Source organism: Telluria sp. B2, from assembly GCF_051789535.1.
Taxonomy (GTDB): domain Bacteria; phylum Pseudomonadota; class Gammaproteobacteria; order Burkholderiales; family Burkholderiaceae_D; genus Telluria.
Window position 1 is genome coordinate 1,254,719 of record NZ_CP196525.1, and the last position, 20,245, is coordinate 1,274,963.

The 20,245-nt window shown below is 67.3% G+C and carries 19 protein-coding genes; 9 read left to right on the forward strand and 10 right to left on the reverse strand.

Annotated features, from left to right (window positions below; genetic code table 11):
- Positions 1–96: 96 nt before the first annotated feature.
- On the reverse strand, positions 97–864 hold the full coding sequence (aqpZ, locus tag ACSUZJ_RS05600) for an aquaporin Z (protein ID WP_499414089.1): 768 nt from the start codon (positions 862–864) through the stop codon (positions 97–99).
- A gap of 250 nt (positions 865–1,114) precedes the next feature.
- Here aqpZ and ACSUZJ_RS05605 point away from each other — a divergent pair, with 250 nt between their 5' ends.
- Positions 1,115–1,402 carry a hypothetical protein gene (locus tag ACSUZJ_RS05605; protein ID WP_499414091.1) on the forward strand — a complete coding sequence of 96 codons (288 nt, stop codon included), beginning with the start codon at positions 1,115–1,117 and terminating at the stop codon, positions 1,400–1,402.
- Positions 1,403–1,465: 63 nt separating this feature from the next.
- Here the strand turns inward: ACSUZJ_RS05605 and ACSUZJ_RS05610 are convergent, their stop codons facing one another.
- Complete coding sequence (locus ACSUZJ_RS05610; RefSeq protein WP_499414093.1) at positions 1,466–1,888, reverse strand: DUF2141 domain-containing protein; 423 nt, start codon at positions 1,886–1,888, stop codon at positions 1,466–1,468.
- A 112-nt stretch (positions 1,889–2,000) separates the two neighbouring features.
- Here ACSUZJ_RS05610 and ACSUZJ_RS05615 point away from each other — a divergent pair, with 112 nt between their 5' ends.
- Entirely contained in the window at positions 2,001–2,537 is a 537-nt protein-coding gene (locus ACSUZJ_RS05615) for a sterol desaturase family protein (protein ID WP_499414095.1), read from the forward strand.
- Here the strand turns inward: ACSUZJ_RS05615 and crtB are convergent.
- The 5 genes from crtB to ACSUZJ_RS05640 are packed head-to-tail and all read right to left on the reverse strand — an operon-like array spanning position 2,431 to position 8,419.
- Positions 2,431–3,411 carry a 15-cis-phytoene synthase CrtB gene (gene crtB / locus ACSUZJ_RS05620; RefSeq protein WP_499414097.1) on the reverse strand — a complete coding sequence of 327 codons (981 nt, stop codon included), beginning with the start codon at positions 3,409–3,411 and terminating at the stop codon, positions 2,431–2,433. The genes ACSUZJ_RS05615 and crtB overlap by 107 nt on opposite strands.
- The gene (locus tag ACSUZJ_RS05625; protein WP_499414099.1) at positions 3,408–4,898 is read right to left on the reverse strand and encodes a phytoene desaturase; all 1,491 of its coding nucleotides are present in this window, start codon (positions 4,896–4,898) and stop codon (positions 3,408–3,410) included. Before ACSUZJ_RS05625 ends, crtB begins: the two co-directional genes overlap by 4 nt.
- The gene (gene crtY / locus ACSUZJ_RS05630) at positions 4,895–6,091 is read right to left on the reverse strand and encodes a lycopene beta-cyclase CrtY (protein ID WP_499414101.1); all 1,197 of its coding nucleotides are present in this window, start codon (positions 6,089–6,091) and stop codon (positions 4,895–4,897) included. The genes ACSUZJ_RS05625 and crtY overlap by 4 nt, the downstream gene beginning before the upstream one ends.
- Positions 6,084–7,418, reverse strand: a complete 1,335-nt coding sequence (locus tag ACSUZJ_RS05635) for a glycosyltransferase (protein WP_499414103.1) — start codon at positions 7,416–7,418, stop codon at positions 6,084–6,086. Before ACSUZJ_RS05635 ends, crtY begins: the two co-directional genes overlap by 8 nt.
- A 32-nt stretch (positions 7,419–7,450) precedes the next feature.
- Positions 7,451–8,419 (reverse strand): polyprenyl synthetase family protein, encoded by a 969-nt coding sequence (locus ACSUZJ_RS05640; protein WP_499414105.1) that lies wholly within the window; start codon positions 8,417–8,419, stop codon positions 7,451–7,453.
- A gap of 578 nt (positions 8,420–8,997) precedes the next feature.
- On the opposite strand from ACSUZJ_RS05640, the gene ACSUZJ_RS05645 reads away from it, so the two are divergent.
- Positions 8,998–9,150 (forward strand): hypothetical protein, encoded by a 153-nt coding sequence (locus ACSUZJ_RS05645; protein WP_499414107.1) that lies wholly within the window; start codon positions 8,998–9,000, stop codon positions 9,148–9,150.
- An 80-nt stretch (positions 9,151–9,230) separates the two neighbouring features.
- Here the strand turns inward: ACSUZJ_RS05645 and ACSUZJ_RS05650 are convergent, their stop codons facing one another.
- The gene (locus ACSUZJ_RS05650) at positions 9,231–9,416 is read right to left on the reverse strand and encodes a hypothetical protein (RefSeq protein WP_499414109.1); all 186 of its coding nucleotides are present in this window, start codon (positions 9,414–9,416) and stop codon (positions 9,231–9,233) included.
- Positions 9,417–9,549: 133 nt separating this feature from the next.
- Entirely contained in the window at positions 9,550–10,206 is a 657-nt protein-coding gene (locus ACSUZJ_RS05655) for a TetR/AcrR family transcriptional regulator (protein WP_499414110.1), read from the reverse strand.
- Between the two features lie 113 nt (positions 10,207–10,319).
- On the opposite strand from ACSUZJ_RS05655, the gene ACSUZJ_RS05660 reads away from it, so the two are divergent.
- From ACSUZJ_RS05660 to ACSUZJ_RS05685, 6 genes are all read left to right on the forward strand, one after another.
- Positions 10,320–11,486, forward strand: coding sequence for an HlyD family secretion protein (locus ACSUZJ_RS05660; RefSeq protein WP_499414111.1), 1,167 nt, complete (start codon positions 10,320–10,322; stop codon positions 11,484–11,486).
- Positions 11,487–11,518: 32 nt separating this feature from the next.
- Positions 11,519–13,123, forward strand: coding sequence for a DHA2 family efflux MFS transporter permease subunit (locus tag ACSUZJ_RS05665; RefSeq protein ID WP_499414113.1), 1,605 nt, complete (start codon positions 11,519–11,521; stop codon positions 13,121–13,123).
- 26 nt (positions 13,124–13,149) lie between these two features.
- Entirely contained in the window at positions 13,150–14,610 is a 1,461-nt protein-coding gene (locus tag ACSUZJ_RS05670) for an efflux transporter outer membrane subunit (protein ID WP_499414115.1), read from the forward strand.
- Between the two features lie 313 nt (positions 14,611–14,923).
- Positions 14,924–16,657 carry a DUF8614 domain-containing protein gene (locus tag ACSUZJ_RS05675; protein ID WP_499414117.1) on the forward strand — a complete coding sequence of 578 codons (1,734 nt, stop codon included), beginning with the start codon at positions 14,924–14,926 and terminating at the stop codon, positions 16,655–16,657.
- 178 nt (positions 16,658–16,835) lie between these two features.
- A complete protein-coding gene (locus ACSUZJ_RS05680; protein WP_499414119.1) occupies positions 16,836–18,464 on the forward strand; it encodes a methyl-accepting chemotaxis protein in 1,629 nt (542 codons plus the stop codon).
- Positions 18,465–18,549: 85 nt separating this feature from the next.
- Positions 18,550–19,236 (forward strand): hypothetical protein, encoded by a 687-nt coding sequence (locus ACSUZJ_RS05685; protein WP_499414121.1) that lies wholly within the window; start codon positions 18,550–18,552, stop codon positions 19,234–19,236.
- A gap of 17 nt (positions 19,237–19,253) precedes the next feature.
- Here the strand turns inward: ACSUZJ_RS05685 and ACSUZJ_RS05690 are convergent.
- Positions 19,254–20,116 (reverse strand): IS5 family transposase gene (locus ACSUZJ_RS05690; RefSeq protein ID WP_499414123.1). Its coding sequence is split into 2 segments (ribosomal slippage): positions 19,254–19,759 and positions 19,759–20,116, totalling 864 coding nucleotides; the frame shifts between segments, so codons are not numbered across the junction.
- Positions 20,117–20,245: the final 129 nt, after the last annotated feature.

Here is a 20,245-nt window from a genome sequence, read left to right on the forward strand (position 1 = left end):
AAAGGTGTTACCTATGTCTCTAGACAAGTGTTACCTATGTCTCTGTGCTGAACAGCGTGCCCACCCTACTGGACGCGTTGCATTACATCCGTCCGATCAACGGTGCGCCGTCACCAGCCCGCTCCTGCGCTCGCCGCGCATGCCCCTGCGCTCGCCCGTCACAGCGGGCTCGGCCGATTCGCGTTCGAGGACGGTCCGGTACAGGACCCCGGCCAGGGTGCCACCCAGGAGCGGCGCCAGCCAGAACAGCCATAGCTGCCCGAGCGCCCAGGCGCCGGCGAACAGGGCCGGGCCGGTGCTGCGCGCCGGGTTGACCGAGGTGTTGGTCACCGGGATGCTGACCAGGTGGACCAGGGTCAGCGCCAGGCCGATGGCCAGGCCCGCGAAGCCGATCGGCGCGCGCGTATGGGTAGCGCCAAGGATGACCAGGACGAACATGAAGGTCATCACCACCTCGCAGATCAGGGCCGAACCGAGCGCATACTTGCCTGGCGAGTGCTCGCCATAGCCGTTGGCGGCGAAGCCGGCGGCCGCGTCGAAGCCGGGCTTGCCGCTGGCGATCGCGTACAGCACGCCCGCGGCGGCGATGGCGCCGGCGACCTGGATCAGCATGTAGGGCCCGATCTGTTTGGCGGGGAAGCGTCCGCCTGCCCAGAGTCCGAGCGTGACCGCCGGATTGAAGTGCCCGCCCGAGATCGGGCCGAGCGAATAGGCGGCGGTCAGCACGCTGAGTCCGAAGGCCAGCGAGACCCCGGTCAGGCCGATGCCGACCTCGGGGAAAGCGGCGGCCAGCACGGCGCTGCCGCAGCCGCCGAGCACGAGCCAGAAGGTGCCGATGAACTCGGCGATCAGTTTGCGCAACATGGCTACTCCTCCACGAAAGCTGGGAGCCGCGCCATCCGCCACGGAGGTCGCGGCGTACCAGTCATTCTAGGCGCTGGGCCGCGGCGCGCCAGCCAATTCGTACAGCAGCCCGTCTGCACGGCCGCAGTCGCGGATGCGCAGCCGCGGATGTTGTGCTGCGCCGCCGGCTTGCTATCATGTGGGGGCGAGCAGAGGAGTGCAGGCTCGCCAACGCAGCTCAACAGCGCAGTGCGTGTCGAAGGAGACAGACATGGAAGAGCACGGCAAAGAGTATGTCGGAACGGTTTTCGTCCTGCCGGAGTCGCGCAGCTTCGAGCTGAAGACGACGCTGCACGGCGTGCCGGTCACGCTGACCGGGACTGTGTCCCAGCAACTGGCGGCCCAGTTCGCCGGCAACCTGGCTGCCGGCGCGCCGATCGACGTGCGCCAGCTGGCGCTGCAGCCGCGCCGGGTCGAGGTGCTGACGCGCGAGATCCATGAGCGGCACCGGGCGCCGCGCAAGGTGCACTTCCTGATGCGGGTGATCGACGGGGCGTAGAGCGTGTGATCGTTTCTGTCTCCAACGCCGGGCGCGACGATCTTGCCGCAAACCGCCGCCGCCTTATTTCAGCTTCACCGGCGCCACCGTCAGCTCGCCCCGCACCTCGATCGCCGCCTCATCGAAACCCGGCGGGCCGAACTTGCCGCGGGCGTCGCGGCTGAAGCCGTAGTTCTCGCTGGGAATGCCGATGAAGTTGCGGTCGAGCTCATTGTTCTCGTTCTCGTCCTGGTAGGCCAGCACGGCCCAGGTGCCGGGCGGCACGTCCTTCAGGGTGACGACCGTCTCGCCCGCCTTCGCCGGCGCCGACCCGCTGTGGCTGCACTGCTTCAGGAAGCGCTCCCTGTCGCAGACCGCGACATTGACCTTGCCCTTGTTTCCGATCACGCCCGACACCCGCACTTCGACCGTGGCGCCTGATGCCGCCCCGGCGGCCGCCACCAGCCCGGAGAAGAGGGTGCAACCGAGAACTGTCCTGAAAAACATGGGTCATCCTTTAATCATGAGTTTGTAGAAGGAAGCGTGGCGATCCCCAGCCGTGCGCGCCACGCCCCATGGTAGGCTTGAGCCATTCCGGCTCCAGGTGTCGAATCCTCACATGCTGCTCAATACGCTCATCGTCGTGCTCACCGTCGTGGCCATGGAAATCTTTTCCATCGTCGCGCACAAGTACGTCATGCATGGCTTCGGCTGGGGCTGGCACAAGTCGCACCACGCGCCGCGCACCGGCTGGTTCGAGAAGAACGACCTGTACGCGGTGGTCTTCGCGGGCGTCGCCATCGCCCTGATCTACGCCGGCAGCCGCGGCCACCATCCGCTCGAGTGGATAGGCGCCGGCATGACCGCCTACGGCTTCCTGTACTTCGTCGCCCACGACGGCCTGGTGCACCGGCGCTGGCCCTTCCATTACGTGCCCAAGCGCGGCTACCTCAAGCGCTTGTACCAGGCCCACCGCATGCACCACGCGGTGGATGGCAAGGACGGCGCGGTCTCCTTCGGCTTCCTCTACGCGCCGCCGGTCGAGACGCTCAGGCAGCAGTTACAGGCACGCCATGGGGGCCGCCTGCGCCGCCGCCGGGGCGCTGCCACAAGCTTGCCGGACGCGTCGCCGTCCTCGCCAGAGTCTGCGAACTGAGCCGCGAAGCCAAGGCATCCATCCCGCCGCGCAGCAGCAGCCACAGCTTGGCGAGCTTGGTGGTGCCCGCGCGTTCGTCCCAGGCGTGGGCGCCGCGCCGTTTCACTTCGATGCCGATCTGCCGGTAGACCAGGCGCGCGCTGGCGATCGCCCAGGCCGAGCGCAAGGGCAGGGCGGACAGGCCGAGCGCCGCCGAATCGTAGTAGGGCTCGGCGTGGTCGACCAGGCGCGCGGCCACTTTCGCCAGCGCCGGGCGGTGCCGCGGCAGCGCGACTTCCTCCGGCGGAATGCCGGCGTCAACCAGCCAGCTCGCCGGCAGGTAGCAGCGCCCGATGCGCGCATCGTCGACGATGTCGCGCGCGATGTTCGTGAGCTGGAAAGCCAGGCCGAGGTCGCAGGCGCGGTCCAGCACCTGCGGGTCGCGCGCGCCCATGATGGCGGCCATCATCAGCCCGACCACGCCGGCCACGTGGTAGCAGTAGCGCAGGGTGTCCTCGATGGTCTCGTAGCGCGCTCCCTCGACGTCCATGGCGAAGCCGGCCAAGTGGTCGTAGGCATGGCGCGGCTCGATGGCGTGCTTCAGGGCCACCTCCTGGAAGGCGGCGAAAGCCGGATCGCGCATGGTCTCGCCCGCGTAGGCGCGGCGCGTCTGTTCGCGCAGCCGCGCCAGTTCGCGCTCGGCGTCGTGTCCGCTGGGCGCGGCGGCAAAGCCCAGTTCCTGGCCGTCGACCACGTCGTCGCAGTGGCGGCACCAGGCGTAGAGCATCAGCACGCCGCGGCGCGTATCGGGGTCGAATAGCCTGGCCGCCGCGGCGAAGCTTTTCGAGCCGACCTCGATCGTTTGGGTGGCATGCTGCATCAATGCTTCGCTCATGCCGGCACCTCCCCGAGCATCAGGCCAGCGGTCGCCTTGGCCGAACCGATCACGCCGGGCACGCCTGCGCCCGGATGGGTGCCGGCGCCGACCAGGTAGAGGTTGGCCAGTGCGCTGTCGCGGTTGTGCGGGCGGAACCAGGCGCTTTGCGTGAGGATCGGCTCGAGCGAGAAGGCCGAGCCGTGGTGGGCGTTGAGCTGGTCGCGGAAGTCCAGCGGCGTGAAGATGCGGCTGGTGACGAGCTGGCTGCGCAGGCCGGGCATGTAGCGCTGTTCCAGGTATTGGAAGATGCGGTCGCGGTAGAGCGGACCTTCGACCTCCCAGTCGATCGGCGCATTGCCCAGGTGGGGCACGGGCGCCAGCACATAGTGGCTGCCGCAGCCGGGCGGGGCCAGCGACGGGTCGGTGACGCAGGGCGCGTGCAGGTAGAGCGAAAAATCCTCGGCCAGGGTCTCGCCGTTGAAGATGTCCTTGATCAGTTCGCGGTAGCGCGGGCCGAAGCAGACCGTGTGGTGCTGCAACTGCGCGTGGTGATGGTCGAGCCCGAAGTAGAGCACGAACAGCGAATTGCTGAAACGCTTCTTGCGCAGCGCCTGGGCCTCGGCCACGCCGTGCGCATCGTGCCCCAGCAGCTTGGCATAGGTGTGCACCACGTCGGCGTTCGAGGCCACCGCGTCGGCCGCGAACAGGCGTCCGTCTTCCAGGCGCACGCCGCTGGCGCGCCCGCCCTGCGTCTCGATGCGCGCCACCGGCGCATTCAGTTCCAGCGTGCCGCCGATGTCCTCGAACAGTTTTACCAGGGCCTTGACCAGCGCGCCCGTGCCGCCGCGCGGGAACCACACGCCCCAGCGCCGTTCCAGCGCGTGGATCAGCGTATAGATCGACGACGTGGCGAAGGGGTTGCCGCCCACCAGCAGCGAGTGGAAGGAAAAGGCCTGGCGCAGGTGCTCGTCCTGGATGAAGCGCGAGACCATGCCGTAGACGCTGCGCCAGGCCTGCAGGCGCGCCAGTTGCGGCCCGGCCTGGATCATGTCGCGGAAGGAGAGAAAAGGCACGGCGCCGAGCTTGATGTACCCTTCCTCGAACACGGCCTTCGAATAGGCCAGGAAGCGTTTGTAACCTTCGACATCGGCCGGGTTGCGCGCGTGGATCTGGCGGTCGAGCGCGTCCTGGTCGTTCAGGTAGTCGAAGTGGCTGCCGTCCTCCCAGCACAGGCGGTAGAAGGGCGCGACCGGCAGCATCTCGACGTAGTCCTGCATGCGCTTGCCGGCCGCCGCGAACAGTTCCTCGATGCAGGACGGATCAGTGATCACGGTCGGGCCGGCGTCGAACACGAAGCCCTGGTCCTCGTAGACGTAGGCGCGGCCGCCCGGCTTGTCGCGCTTTTCCAGCAGGGTGGTCTGCATGCCGCTGGCCTGCAGGCGGATGGCCAGGGCCAGGCCGCCGAATCCGGCGCCGACGACCACGGCGGTTTTGCGTTCGTTCATTCGGATTTCCTGATCTGACGGGGGTGGATCTTGCAGGCAGCCGAGAAGGCGGCCAGCAAAGGAACGGGTGGTTTGCCGGTGAGCAGGCGCGCCTTGTCGCCCAGGCTCAGGCGCCCGGCGTAGAAGTGCTCGATCAAGCCGGACGGCAGGCGGTAGAAGCGCTGCATCACGCGCCAGCGTTTATCCGGGCTGCCGGCCAGGAACAGCATGCGGTTGAGCAGGCGGAAGAAGCGCTGCTGGCGCCATTCTTTGCTCGCTTCGTCGCGGATGGCGGCGAACAGGCGCGGCGCGCTGAAATCGGAAAAGCCGGCGATGCGTTCGGCCAGCCGCACCGCGTGCGGCAGCGAATAGCCGGTGGTCGAGTGGAACAGGCCGGCGCGCAGGCCGGCGCAGGGCTGGCCTGCCAGGTCGGCCCAGTACTCGTCGAAGTCGCCGGCCAGCACGATGGGCAGCGAGCCGTGTTCCTCGCGCAGCAGTTCGGCGACCTGCCAGCCGCGCGCCTGCGCGTACTGCGTGATGTTCGCGCGCAGGCGCTCCGGTTCCCAGGCGCCGCTGTCGACGTAGTGCGTGTCCTCGATCAGCAGGGTATGCGCATCGAAGGGCAGCACGTAGACGAAGCGGTAGCCGCCTTGTTGTTCGACACTGGCGTCCATGATGATCGGGGCGGTCAGGCTGTGCGGCGCGGCCAGGCGCAGCTCCTGGCCGAGGAAGGTCTGGTAGCCGAGCGCCAGGCGGCTGGTCGCCCGCACGCCGCGGCCGTCGATCACGGCGCGCGCGCGCAGGACTGCTCCGTCGGCCAGCGTCACCGTGGTCGGGCTGAGCGTTTCGATGCGGGCGTTCACGCGCAGCGCGGGGCCGAGCGCCCCTTCGATGACGCGCGCGAAGTCGGTCGAGGTGACGCTGGCGTAGCCGCTGTCGAGGGTACGCGCGAAGTCGGGGAAGACCACGTCGTAGCGCGGCCAGCGCGCGGAGATGATGGGCGCGAGCCACTGGCGCTGCTCGCTGCTGAGGTCGCCGTCGTGGAAGGACCAGGTGTGGTTGCCGCCGATCCGGCTGGCCGCTTCCAGCAGCAGGATGCGCAGGGATGGACAGGTCGTGTGCAGGCGCCAGGCGATCAGGCCGTTGGCCAGGCCGCCGCCGACCAGGATCAGGTCCCAGGCGGGATCGCTATCGACTGCGCCCGGTTTATCCAAGGCTGGCCACGCCCGCGGGCGCGTCCTCGTGCTGGGCCGGGCGTGCCAGGCCCAGCGCGTCTTCGATGATGTCGGCGGCGCGCGGCGTGCCGCCGGCCCGCGCCAGGTCCTCGGCCAGCGGCGCCATGCGCTGCGCAAAACCGGGCTCGTCCAGCAGGCGACGCAATTCCCGGGCAATCCGGGCCGTGCTGGCGAAATGCGGCGAGATCGTCAGGCCTATGCCGGTGTGGCGGATGCGCGCCGCCGCGCCGGGCTGGTCGAAGGCGATCGGCAGGCCGAGGATGGGCGTGCGCGCGGCGATCGCATCCATGACCGTATTCGAGCCGGCGTGCGAGACCACGGCGTCGGCGCGCGCCAGCGCCTCCTGCTGCGGCGCGAAGGCGCAGACCCAGTCGGCGCCGGCATGGACCAGGGCCTGTTCCTGGCGCGCATCCAGGCCGCCGCAATGGGCTACCAGCAACTGCACGTCGAGCCGGCGGCAGGCGCGCACGATGCGCCTGAACAGCCCGTAACGCCCGCCCTGCAGGGTGCCTAGCGAGGCGAAGACGAAGGGGCGGTCGCCTGCCGCCGGCGGCATGCCGCGCGGCGCATGCGTGCCCGCCTTGCCGGCGCCGCGGGAAAAACGCAGCGGGCCGACATGGTGGAAATGCGGCGGCAATGCGCGGCGCGGGAACTCGAAGGACGCGGTGGTCTGGCTGACCTGGGCCAGCGGCGACAGGCAGTCGTGCAGGGCGCGCCGCGCGCCGAGCCCGAAGCGGCGCGCATGCGCCCCGATGACCTCGGCGTGCGGCGACATCAGCCAGTCGTAGACGCGCGCGCTGCCCTGGTAGAGGTGGCGCGCGCGCTCGCTGTCTTCATAGGCGAAGGGCATCACCGGCAGCGGGATGCCGGGCTCGCGGTTCACAGGGAGTGCGTTGGCGACCGAGGCGAAGGGCAGGCCCAGGCCCTCGGCCACCAGGCCGCCGGCCGCCTCCATCTGGTCGCACAGCAGGGCGTCGATGCCGAGGGCCTCGATGGCGGGCGGCAGCTCGCGGCACAGCATGTCGGTGGTGCGCGCCATGTCCTGGATCACGCGACGCAGGCCGAACGGGCCGCCGGGACTGGCGGCGCGCCGGACCATGCCGGCCAGCGAACCGGCCGGATGGCTGTTCGGGCCGAGCGCATGAAAGCCCAGCGGCAGTTCCTTCAGCGAAGCCAGGTAGGCGCCGGCATCGATCTGGTGCAGGAAGGTGACGCGGTGGCCGCGCGCAACCAGCTCGGCGCCGAGCGCCGCCATCGCGTTGTAGTGGCTGTAGAACGCCGGTGCGACCACGCCGAAGTGGGCCATCGAAAGGATCCTTTATCGGTGCGGCCGCGGGTTCAATGGCGGATGGCGTAGCCGGGCTGCCGCGCGGCGAAGCGCGCGCCCGCGCCCTGGCCGAACAGGCTGCCGACGAAGCGCCGCGTGCCCTGCTTGCTGCCGATGGCGTCGGTCAGGCAGCGGTCCGCCTCGTGCAGGTGGTCCAGCAGGCGCCGCCGGGCTTCCTCGAAGCCGAGCGTGTTGATGAAGGTGGCCTTGCCGACGTCCTTGCCGGTGTCCTTGCCGGTGACGGCGGAATCCATGCCCGGTCCGTCCTGGAAGTCGTCGCGGATCTGGAAGGCCTGGCCGGCGGCGAAGGCGAAGTCGCGCAGCGCCTGCGCCACGCAATCGTCAGTTTCGGCAATGATGGCCGCCATGTCGACCGCGGCGCCGAGCAGCACGCCGGTTTTCAGTTCGTTGGTGGCGGCGATTTCCTCGGCCGTGCGGGCGCCGCCGCGCAGGTCGAGGAACTGGCCGCGCACCAGTCCCTGCGCGCCGACCGTTTCCGACAGCCGCGCCACCAGGCGCGCGCGCACGGCGGGCGGAACGTCCTGGGCCGCGCCAAGGATGCCGAAGGCGCGGCTGAGCAGGGCGATCGAAGCCAGGATGGCGACGTCTTCGCCGAACTGCACGTGGGTGGTCGGCTGGCCGCGGCGCAGGCGGGCGTCGTCCATGCAGGGCAGGTCGTCGAGGACGAGGGAGGCGGCGTGCACCAGCTCGACGGCGCAGGCGACGTCGGTCAGCGCCGGCGAATCGCAGCCGAGGTCGCGCGCGACGAGCATCAGCAGCAGGGGGCGCATGCGCTTGCCCGCGCCCAGCGCGGCGGCGCGCATGGCCGCAGCCAGCGGGTCCGATGGCGGACCGCTATCGGAGAGCAGGAAGGCGAGGCGCTCTTCCAGTTCCTGGCGGACGAGCGCGAGTTCCGCTGCCGCGATGTCTTCCTGGTTCTCCACGTCGAGCCTGGCGAACTGTCGTGCCTGCGTAGTCATGCGCATTCCCTCCGCCGAGATCTGGATGGTTGAAATTGATGAATTCGTGATTCATGATACCGGAAACAAAGTTAGATAATAATTAACGTCGTCAACCGTGCGCGCCGTTGGCGGATTCGGCAATTTTTCCTTCTTCCCGTGGTTTGTTTGCATTTCTGGTCCTGGATGCAAATATTCGTTGCAGGACAATACCGGCCTCTGCCAGCGGGGCCAAGCGGTGCCGCAAGCATTTCGAGACGCTTTGCAAGATGGAACAGTGCCGTCGGGCCAGTTCGCAGGGCAACGACCGGATAGCAGAGGGTCAGACAGCGAGGACAGCAGACAGCGAGGGTCAGGACAGCAGACAGCGAGGGTCAGGTCTGACATTCGGACACGAGCTCTTCCTTGGATCACCACAGACAGCGAGGGTCAGGTCTGACATTCGGACACGAGCTCTTCCTTGGATCACCATGACAGCGAGGGTCAGGTCTGACATTCGGACACGAGCTCTTCCTTGGATCACCATCGGTCAGTCAAGACAAAAGCAGAGTCCGTGTCTGATTGTCAGACCTGACCCCAGCTGTTTCTGCGGCGCCACGGTGTATTACGAAGCCGAGGGACTGGAGGAGTACGTCATCATCCCGGTCGGCGCATTCGCCGATCCCGGCTTTCCGGTCCCGACGGTGTCTGTCTACGAGGAACGCATGCACCGCTGGGTCGTTCCGCCTCCCGACGCCGAGCACATTCCTTGATTCAAACGGCGCAGCCCAAAAACAAAATGCCGCCCAACTCACGCCGGGCGGCATCGCGTCATAACGCTGCTTCAGTCAGCTCAACTGTAAGCAGTCCAGGTCTGCGGGATTTCGATGTGGCCCGCCTTGGCGGCGGCGGCGTAGGCGCGCATTTCCGCGACGACTGCTTCCAGCTGTTCGTTGCCCGGGTTCTGCAGGAACCCCTTCATGCGCTCATGCAGCGCGGCCTGCTGGTCGCGCCATTCGTAACGGGAGGTCTTGCTCATGCCGCCTCCCCGCGATTCAACGCTGTGATGTTCTTGTTGAGATCCATGACATCCTCCTTGATAAGGCAGTCAGGTTCGCACAAGGTCCGCACCAGGTCGGTACGTTGACGCACATTTGCTCAGCAGTATTCCACTATCGCAAGACGCTGCGGAAGAACAGTTCCAGCCGTTCATCGAGCTGGCGGTGGGCTTCGGCAGGCTCGGGTTGGGCGTTCGGAAACACGAAACGCTGCACGCTGTCGCCGGCGATGGTGCTGGTGAGGATGGCCGGCAACTGACCGAAGGGAAGGTCTTCGCGCAACTGGGCGTGCACGTCCGGGCGGGTGAAGAAACGGTCGAGCATCTCGCGCGTCAGGCGCGGGCCGGCGCTGTAGAAGGTGTCGGCCAGCTCGGGGTTGCCCGGGGCCTCGGCAATCACCACGCGCTGCATCGCAATTAATTGCTCCTTGCAAAGCAAGTCGAAGAACTGGTGGGCGAAGTCGCCGACCACGTCGCGCAATGGCCGCATGTCCTTGTCCATGTCGCGCATGCGGAAGAACTGGTCACGGCGCGACAGCAGCACTGCATTGAGCAGGCCGGCCTTGCCGCCGAACTTGACGTAGATGGTGCGGACCGCAACACGGGCGGCGCGGGCGATGGCTTCGAGGCTGGTGCGGGTGTAGCCGTTGGCCAGGAACAGCGTGGCGGCGGTGTCGATCAGGTCCTGGGTCCGCGCTTCGACGTCGCTGGCCTTCGGCCGTCCGGCGCCGCGCGCACAGGTGGGGATACTCCCTTGCGATGGTTTGCTCATGCCGCCACTGTAAATCACCAACAAATGAAATGCAATCGTTTCATTTCTTGACGAACTGAGGAGGATGCCGAATAATGTAGGACAACCCTTATTCCTTTTTCGGAGTTGCCTTCATGTCCCAACCGCAGACTTCGGCCGCGCAAGCGCCGCTCGGCGCCGTTCCATCCGCCGCTCCCGCTGCACCCGCAGTTGCTCCCGCCGCGGCCGGCAAGACGCCGCCCAACAAGCGCGTGCTGACCGTGGTCGCGCTGATCGCCCTTGCCGCGCTTGTTGCCGGTGGCCGCATGTGGTACCGCAGTCATAACTTCGTCGAGACCGAGAATGCGTATGTTGCCGGTCACGTGCACCCGGTGTCCTCGCGCATCGCCGGCGTCGTCACCCGCGTGCTGGTCGAAGACAACCAGCACGTCAAGGCCGGCGACCCGATCGCCGAACTCGACCCGGCGGACCAGCACGTGCGCGTCGAGCAGATCGAGGCACAGATCGCCAGCGCCAGGCAGCAGGTGCTGCAGGCCGATGCCCAGGTGGCCCAGGTGCGCGCCCAGGCCGAGGCGGCTGCCGCCCAGGTCGGCCAGTCGCAGGCCCTGCTGGTGCGCGCGCGCCAGGACGCCGAGCGCTTCGGCCAGCTCTACAACACGCAGATGAAGGCCGTCTCGAAGGCCGAGGTCGACGCCGCCAACGCCGCGAAGGCCGCCGCCACCGCCGACGTCGCCGCGCGCCGCGACACCGCCAACGCCGCCAAGGCCCAGATCGCCGCTGCCAGCTCGGCGCGCGACGTGCTGAACGCCCAGATCAAGGTGCTGCAGGCCCAGCTGAAGGACGCGAAGCAGCAGCTCGGCTACAGCCGCATCCTCGCGCCGGTCGATGGCCGCATCGGCCGCCGCAGCGTCGAAGTGGGCGCACGCGTGCAGCCGGGCCAGCAACTGGTCGCCGTGGTCGAGGACAAGGTATGGGTCACCGCCAACTTCAAGGAAACCCAGCTGGCAGGCCTGAAGCCTGGCCAGGAAGTGGAACTGGCGGTCGATGCGCTGCCCGACGAGCACCTGGTCGGCCGCGTGGACAGCTTCTCGCCGGCCTCGGGTAACCAGTTCGCGCTGCTGCCGGCCGATAACGCGACCGGCAACTTCACCAAGATCGTGCAGCGCGTGCCGGTGAAGATCACCCTGGACCAGAAGGACCAGCAGCGCCTGGCGGGCCGCCTGGTGCCGGGCATGTCGGTGGTCGCCGAGATCGACCTGCGCCAGAAGGCCGAGCCGACCCGTACTGCCTCCGCCAAGTAAGGCCTGAGCCAACACCTTAGCCAAGGACCACCATGAGCACTACGACCAAGGCCGCGCCCGCCGCCTTCCCGGGCGCGCCGGCCGCCGGCGCGCGCGTCGACCTGCGCACCTGGCTCGCGGTCGCCGCCGGCATGCTCGGCGCCTTCATGGCGGTGCTCGACATCCAGATCACCAACTCGTCGCTGCGCGACATCCTGGGCACGCTGTCGGCGACCCAGGAAGAGGGCTCCTGGATTTCCACCGCCTACCTGTGCGCCGAGATCGTCGTGATCCCGATGACGGCGCTGTTCGCGCGCGCCTTCGGGGTGCGCAACTACATGATCGGCACCACCTCGCTGTTCCTGGTCTTCTCGACCCTGTGCGGGGCGGCCTGGAACCTGGAAAGCATGATCGTGTTCCGCATGCTGCAGGGCTTCACCGGCGGCGCCCTGATCCCGATGGCGATGACCCTGGTGATGACGCGCCTGCCGAGCTCCAAGCGCGCGGTCGGCATGGCGATCTTCGGCCTGACCGCCACGCTCGCCCCGGCGATGGGCCCAACCCTGGGCGGCTACTTGTCCGAGCTGTACGGCTGGCCCTCGATCTTCTACATCAACTGGGTGCCGGGCGTGCTGCTCATCGCCGGCATGGTCTACGGCCTGGACAAGGAAAAGATGCAGGTCGGCCAGCTCGTCCATGCCGACTGGCTCGGCATCTTCCTGATGGCCATGGGCCTGGGCTGCCTGACCATCTTCCTGGAAGAAGGCAATTCGAAGGACTGGTTCGAGTCGCAGTTCATCGTCGCCTTCGCGGCGCTGGCCCTGGTCGGCATCCTCGGCTGGATCGCCAACAGCTTCATCCGCCAGCAGTCCTTCGTCAACCTGCGCCTTTACGGCCAGCGCAATTTCCTGGTCGCGACCGCGTTGTCGGCGGTGATCGGCATGGGGCTGTACGGTTCTTCCTACCTGCTGCCCTTGTATCTCGGGCAGATCGCCGGCTACACGCCGATGCAGATCGGTGAAGTCATCGCATGGGTCGGCCTGCCGCAATTGATCGTGATGCCGTTCGCGGCGGCCCTGTCCTCGAAAGTCGACAATCGCATCATGTGCAGTTTCGGCCTGCTCCTGTTCGGCGGTTCCTGCCTGATGAACGCCTACATGGACGCGAGCACCGGCTACGACCAGTTGATGGTGACCCAGATCATCCGCGCCATCGGCCAGCCCTTCGTGATGCTGACATTGTCGAACTTCGCCATGCAGGGCATCGCGCCGAAGGACATGCCTTCGGCCTCGAGCCTGTTCAACATGACCCGTAACCTGGGCGGCTCGGTCGGCATCGCGCTGCTGGCGTCCTCGCTGACCAACCGCGAGCACTTCCACTCGGCGCGCATCGGCGAGGCGGTATCGAGCTACGCGCCGGCGACCCAGGAGCGCCTGGAGCAGATGACCCAGGCCTTCATCTCGCGCGGCATCGATCCTGCGACCGCCGCCGACCAGGCGATCGCCGCGCTCGACCGCATCGTACGCCGTGAGGCCTATGTGATGGCCTACAACGACGGCTTCTGGATCGTCGGCCTGATCCTGATCTCGTGCATCGCCGTGGTCTGGATCGCCGACAAGGTCAAGTCGCCCGGCAGCGCCGGCGGCGGTGGCCATTGAACCCCATTCGATTGAAGAGAAAAACGATGTTCGATACCTTTGCCAAGACCCTTCCGCGCCGCGCGGCGCTTGCGATGGCGGCCGCGCTGGTCGTCTCCGGCTGCTCGACGATCGGTCCGGATTTCGTGGCCCCGAAGGGCGCGCAGGAAGCCGCTTTCCGTCACGCCGCGCAGGCTCCATCGGATAGCGCGCGCCTGCCGGCGACCTGGTGGACCGTATTCGACGACGCCACCCTGAACGGCCTCGAAGAGCGCGCCCTGCGCGACAGCCCGGGCGCCCGCGCCGCGGCCCAGCGCCTGCTGCAGGCCCAGGCCCAGCTCGGCGTGGTGCGCGCCGGCCAGGCGCCGAACGTGTCGGTGAACGCCGGCGTGTCGAACTCGCGCACCTCGGCCGAGACCTCGCAGGCCCTGGCGCTGGGCGGCCGCTCGATCGAAGGCAACAACTTCTCGGTCGGCGCCGCGCTCTCCTATGAACTCGACATCTGGGGCCGCGTGCGCCGTGTCGTGGAAGCGGCCGACGCCCAGGCGCTGGCGGCGCAGGACGACCGCGACGCCGTGCTGCTGATGCTGTCGAGCCAGGTGGCGCAGAGCTACTGGCAGCTGCGCGGACTGGATGCCGAACAGGCGATCCTGCGCGACGCACTGGCGGCGCGCCGCGAAGCCCAGGAACTGATCGAGGCGCGCTTCAACGCCGGCCTGTCGAACGAGCTGGACGTGTCGCGCACGCGCATCGAACGCGCCAACGCCGAAGCCGACCTGCACGAAGTGCAGCGCCAGCGTAACGCGGTCGAGCACGCGCTGGCGACCCTGGTCGGCGCTTCGCCGAGCGTGCCGCTGCTCGCGCCCGAAGCCAAGCCGGCCTTGCCGCTGCCGCCCAGCATTCCGGTCGGCCTGCCGGCAAGCCTGCTGGGCCAGCGCCCCGACCTGGCCGCGAGCGTGGCCAACCTGAAGGCGGCGAATGCCCAGGTGGGCGTGGCCGAGGGCATGTTCTATCCCTCGCTGACCCTGACCAGCAACTTCGGCTACGCCTCGGAAGCGCTGCGCGACCTGGCGGGCGGCAGCGCGCGCCAGTTTTCGATCGGGCCGCTGGCGCTGTCGCTGCCGGTCTTCGACGGTGGACGCAACCGCGCCAACCTGGCGTTGGCCAAGGCGCGCTACGAGGAAGCGCTGGCGAACCACGAGAACCGCCTCCTGGGCGCCTTGCGCGAAGTGGAAGACGCGCTGTCGGACGTGCAGCAGCGCCAGAAGCAGGGCGAAGTGCAGGCCCAGGCGCAGGAGGCGGCGCAGCGCGCCGTGTTGGTGGCCCAGGCCCGCTTCGAGCGCGGCGTGTCGACCTACCTCGACGTGACCGATGCCCAGCGCAGCGCGCTGGCGGCCAGCCGCGCGGCGGCGCAGATCCGCACCCAGCGCCTGCTGGCCTCGGTGGCCGTGGCGCGCGCACTCGGCGGCGGGTGGACGCAGGCGCCGGCGCTGGCGACGGTGCGCTGAACCTGTGCGGTCGGCCTCCCGGCCTGCGCCGATCCGGGCCGTGCTGCTTCCGTAGGGTGGACACGGGGTGCCCACGCGTTACGGGCGTGTGATTGCACCCGCGGCGGTGAAATGTCGCCCGCAAAAACGGTAACAGCCACGTCGGTACGCAATCGTTTCGTCCGCCATTTATGTCGCGAGCAAGTCGGTGCCGCCAACGGTGCAAGGAGACGTCCGTAACGCGTGGGCACGGGGTGCCCACCCTACGTCTTCCCGCGCCACTCCCTAACGGTATTACAATTCCCCGGTTGCATTCCAACCAACCAGGGGACACATGAAACATCTTCTCGCTCCAATCGTGCTGGCCGTGGCGGCCGGCGCCGTGGTCGCAGCCGACGCGCCCGGCAGCAAGCCCGGCGCGGCCAGCGTCGCCGAACTGAACGCCATGGCCAGGCGCTTCGCGCCGGTCGAGCTGCGCGCCGATACCTCGAAGCTGTCGAAAGGCGACCGCGCCGCGATTCAGAAACTGATCGAAGCGGCGAAGATCGTCGATACCCTGCAACTGCGCCAGCGCTGGGCGCATAACGAGGCCCTGTGGGCCGCCCTGCAGAAAGACAACTCACCGCTGGGCAAGGCGCGCCAGGATTACTTCTGGCTGAACAAGGGACCGTGGTCCATCATCGACGGCAACCGCTCCTTCATGCCCGCCGAGTACGCCGGCATCAATATTCCGGCGCGCAAGCCCGATGGCGCGAATTTCTATCCGGCGGGCGCGCGCAAGGAAACGCTGGAAGCCTGGATGAACTCGCTGCCGGCGAAGGAACGCGAAGCGGCCCAGTGGTATTTCACCGTGATCCGCACCGGCCCGGACGGCAAGTTCCGCAGCGTGAAGTATTCGGAAGAATACAAGCCGGAACTGCAGAAGCTGGCGAAACTGCTGCGCGAAGCCGCCAGCCACACCGACAATGCCTCGCTGAAGAAATTCCTGACATTGCGCGCCGACGCCTTCCTGTCGAACGACTACCTGGCGTCCGACTTCGCCTGGATGGACCTCGACAGCCCGGTCGACATCACGATCGGACCGTACGAGACCTATAACGACGAGCTGTTCGGCTACAAGGCCGCGTTCGAGGCCTACGTGAGCGTGCGCGATCCGAAGGAGACGCAGAAGCTGAACTTCTTCGGCAAGCACATGCAGGAGCTGGAAGACAACCTGCCGCTCGACAAGCAGTACCGTAATCCGAAGGTCGGGGCGATGGCGCCGATGGTGGTGGTGAACCAGGTCTATGGCGCCGGCGACGGCAACATGGGCGTGCAGACCGCCGCCTACAACCTGCCGAACGACGAGCGCATCATCCGCGAGCGCGGCTCCAAGCGCGTGATGCTCAAGAACATCCAGGAAGCGAAGTTCGAATCGACCCTCAAGCCCATCATGAAACTGGTGCTGCGTCCCGAGGACCAGAAGGACCTGGATTTCGATTCCTTCTTCACCCACATCCTCGCGCACGAGATCACCCACGGCCTGGGCCCGCACGTGACGCGCAGGGACGGCAAGGAATCGACGCCGCGCCAGGACCTGAAGGAAACGTATTCGACCATCGAGGAAGCGAAAGCCGACGTCACGGGCCTCTGGGCGCTGGCCTACATGATGGAGAAGGGCCAGTTGAAGGACACGCTGGGGCAGGGCGAGCTTGCCGAGCGCAAGCTGTACAACACCTTCCTGGCCTCGTGCTTCCGCACGCTGCACTTCGGCCTGACCGACTCGCACGCGCGCGGCATGGCGATCCAGGTCAACTACCTGCTGGACAAGGGCGCCTTCGTCTCGCACGGCGACGGCACCTTCTCGGTCGACTTCAAGAAGATCAAGCAGGCCGTGATCGACCTCGACCGCGAATTCCTGACCATCGAGGCGACCGGCGACTACACCCGTGCGAAATCGATGATGGCGCGCTACGTCGTCATCCGTCCGGACGTGCAGAAGGCGCTCGACAAGATGAAGGCGGTGCCGAACGATATCCGCCCGGCGTTTGTCACTGCTGCGTCGCTGACGGGGGCGGATGCGCGATAAGAAAAGGCGGCAGGAAAAATCTGTCGAATTCATGGGTTTTTCCTGCTGAATTCCGAGTTTTGCAGATTTTCAATCAAATCCGACAATTTCTGCTATATTCATGCTTATTTCCGTGCGGCAATTAATTGCCGCATGAGCGACCGGAGCGTTTTCTCCGGATGCACTAGCGAGCAGAAACATGTCCACCTCCAGACTCACCATCGGCGCACGCCTTGCGCTGGGCTTCGGCGCCTTGCTGGCGCTGATGATGCTGCTGACCGCGCTCGCGGTCAGCCGCGTCGGCCAGATCGACGCCACGCTCAACCACATCAACGACGTCAACAACGTCAAGCAGCGCCATGCGATCAATTTCCGCGGCAGCGTGCACGACCGCGCCATCGCCCTGCGCGACGTGGTGCTGGCGCCCGACAACGCCGGCGCCGCGCCGGCGCTGGAGCACATCCACAGCCTGGCGGCCAACTACCAGCGCGCCGCCGCCGCGCTCGATGCGCTGTTCGCCGAGCGCCGCGACATCCTGCCCGAGGAACGCGCCGCCCTGGCCGCGATCAAGGACGAGGAAAACAGGACCCAGCCGCTGATCGCGAAGGTGAGCGAACTGCGCCTGGCCGGCGACCTCGAGGGCGCGCGCACCCTGCTGGCGCAGGAAGCCGGCCCGGCCTTCGTTGCCTGGCTCGCCAGCGTGAACCGCCTGATCGACCTCGAGGAACAGTTGAACAAGACCGCAGCCGAGGGCGCGCGCGCCCTGTCGGGCAGCTTCTTCGCCTGGATGGCGCTGCTGTGCACGATCGCCGTGGCCATCGGCGCGCTCGGCGCCTGGATCATCAGCCGCGGCCTGCTGCGCCAGCTCGGCGGCCAGCCGGACTACGCGGTGCGCATCGCCGGCAGCATTGCCGCCGGCGAACTGGACGTGCGGATCGATACCGCGCCGGGCGACCGCTCCAGCCTGCTGTACGCGATGAAGGGCATGCGCGACAGCCTGGTCGGGATCGTGTCCCAGGTGCGCGCCGGCACCCTGACGATCGCCGATGCCTCGACCGAGATCGCGGCCGGCAACCAGGACCTGTCGCAGCGCACCGAGCGCCAGGCCCAGACCCTGATGGACACCGCCGCCTCGATGGAGGAACTGACCGGCACCGTGCGCCAGAACGCCGAGAACGCGCGCCAGGCGAATGCGCTGGCGGAGTCGGCTTCCAGCGTGGCGCTGCGCGGCGGCGCGGTCGTCGGCCAGGTGGTCGAGACCATGGCTTCGATCAACGATTCCTCGAAGCAGATCGCGGACATCATCGGCGTCATCGACAGCATCGCCTTCCAGACCAATATCCTCGCGCTCAACGCGGCGGTGGAAGCGGCCCGCGCGGGCGAGCAGGGACGGGGCTTCGCGGTGGTCGCCGGCGAAGTGCGCAACCTGGCGCAGCGCTCGGCCGCGGCGGCCCACCAGATCAAGGAGCTGATCCAGAGCTCGGTGGAGCGCGTCGACGCCGGCGCACGCCTGGTCGACGCCGCCGGCAGCACGATGGACGAGATCGTCACCAGCGTGAAGCGCGTCACCGACATCATGGCCGAGATCAGCCTGGCGAGCGCCGAGCAGAGCGCCGGCATCGAGCAGGTCAATGCCGCGATCGGGCGCATGGACGAGGCGACGCGCCAGAATGCCGCCCTGGTCGAGCAGGCCAGCGCGGCCGCCGGTTCGCTGCAGGACGAGGCGACGATGCTGGCGCAGGTGGTCAGTGTCTTCAAAATGACACAGCCGGCGGCGGACACTGTTGCGTTGGCGCCGCAACGACGGGCGCTGATATTGCCGGTTTGAAAACGGACAAAAATATTTCCGTTTAGGAAGATATTCTCGGTTCTAGAATTGCCTTAAAGCATTTCGCCACTACCGGAAATCTTCCATGTCCAAGCATCTCGCCGCCGCCGCGCTGTTCGCCGCCGCATCCGCCCAGTCCGCCGAACTGACCGCCCTCGAGCAGCGCTGGCTGCAGGCGGCGGGTCCGGTCCTGTCCTATTCCCAAAGCCTCAAATTGCCGATCGACATTATCGTCCAGCCGCAGGCACGCCCCAACGACGTGCCGCTGGCGATGGGCTACGCCGGCGGGCGCTGCAAGCTGGTGCTGACCCTGCGCGGCAATCCGCAGGCCGAAACCGTGCTGGCCGGGGTGCCGGCCGAGCGCCAGGGCGAGCTGATCGAGGCGATGGCGGCGCACGAGGTGGCGCACTGCTGGCGCCACGCGCAAGGCTCCTGGAACGTGCTGCCGGCCGGCTTCGTCGAGGTGGGCGAGGAAACCGCGGCGACCAGCGAACTGCTGGCGGCCTCGAAAGCAATGCGCGAGGCGCGGCGCGAGGAAGCCTATGCCGACCTGGCGGCCCTGGCCTGGACCCGGCACCGCAATCCGGAAGCCTACGGCCGGGTGCATGCCTGGTTCGAAGCCGTGCGGCACGACCAGCCGGTTGCGCGCAGCGGACACGACACCCGGGTCTGGGTCGAGCTGGCGCGCGACGCCGGCCGGTTCGGCGACGCGGCTGCCCCGTTCAAGGACGCGGCGCCGCTCTGGCGCGAGGGCCTGCTGCGCGCTGACTAGGGTCTGTCCGACTGAGTTCATAGGAGCCACAGGATCATTGTTGCGAAAGTCACGGCAGCCAAATAGTTGTGTCCGCGTTTTTCGTATCTGGTTGCGACGGCGCGGAAATCTTTCAGGCGGTTGATGGCGCGTTCGACGACATTTCGGCCTTTGTAAGCCTGTGCATCAAAGCGCGGTGGTGCACCGCCTCGGCTTCCTTTCCGCAGGCGGTTTTGGCGCGCATCCTGACGCTCGGGGCAGATGCACCGGATACCTCGTGTCTGAATCTGTTGCCGGTAATGGCGAGCACCGTAAGCGCGGTCTACGCGCACGGAAGTGGGACGTTTCCTGGGGCGACCTCGACCGGCACGTGGTACACAAATGGCGTCAAGTACCTGCCCGACATTGGCCGCGTCGCTGCATTGGCCGGCGGTGACGAGGATGGACAGTGGCAAGCCGTGGCCATCGACGCATAAGTGAATTTTGCTCGTGATGCCGCCGCGTGAACGCCCCAGCCACTCATCAGCTACGGCCCCCTTTTTTCAGCTGCCGGTAACGTCTTTCGCGCCCCGGCAGCACTGCGCTGGGCCTTGATATGCGTGGCATCGAGCGCAGCACCATCCCAGTCGACCAGGCCAGCCTCGTCGGCTGCAGCCTGCATGACCTTGAGAAGGCGCTGCCAGGTGCCATTCCTGGACCAACGGACGAATCGGTCATAGCACGTCTGCCAGGGACCGTAGCGCGACGGGATGTCGCGCCAGGGGGCGCCTGTTCGCAGGCGCCATAGGATGCCATTGATCACATGCCGGTGCTCGACATAGACGTGACCGTGACGCGGGTTCGACGGCAGATGGGGCTCAAGCTGGCGCCACTGCTTTTCGGTAAGGTCGGTTCGGCTCATCGCCCTACGACCATCCATCCTCAATTAAGTTCAGTCAGACAGACCCTAGGCGCGCCTGGCGAATCCCTTGGCGGCCTTGCATTGCGCATAACCCCCGCAAGGCAGGTATGGTTTTTTCGGCAAGTGTAC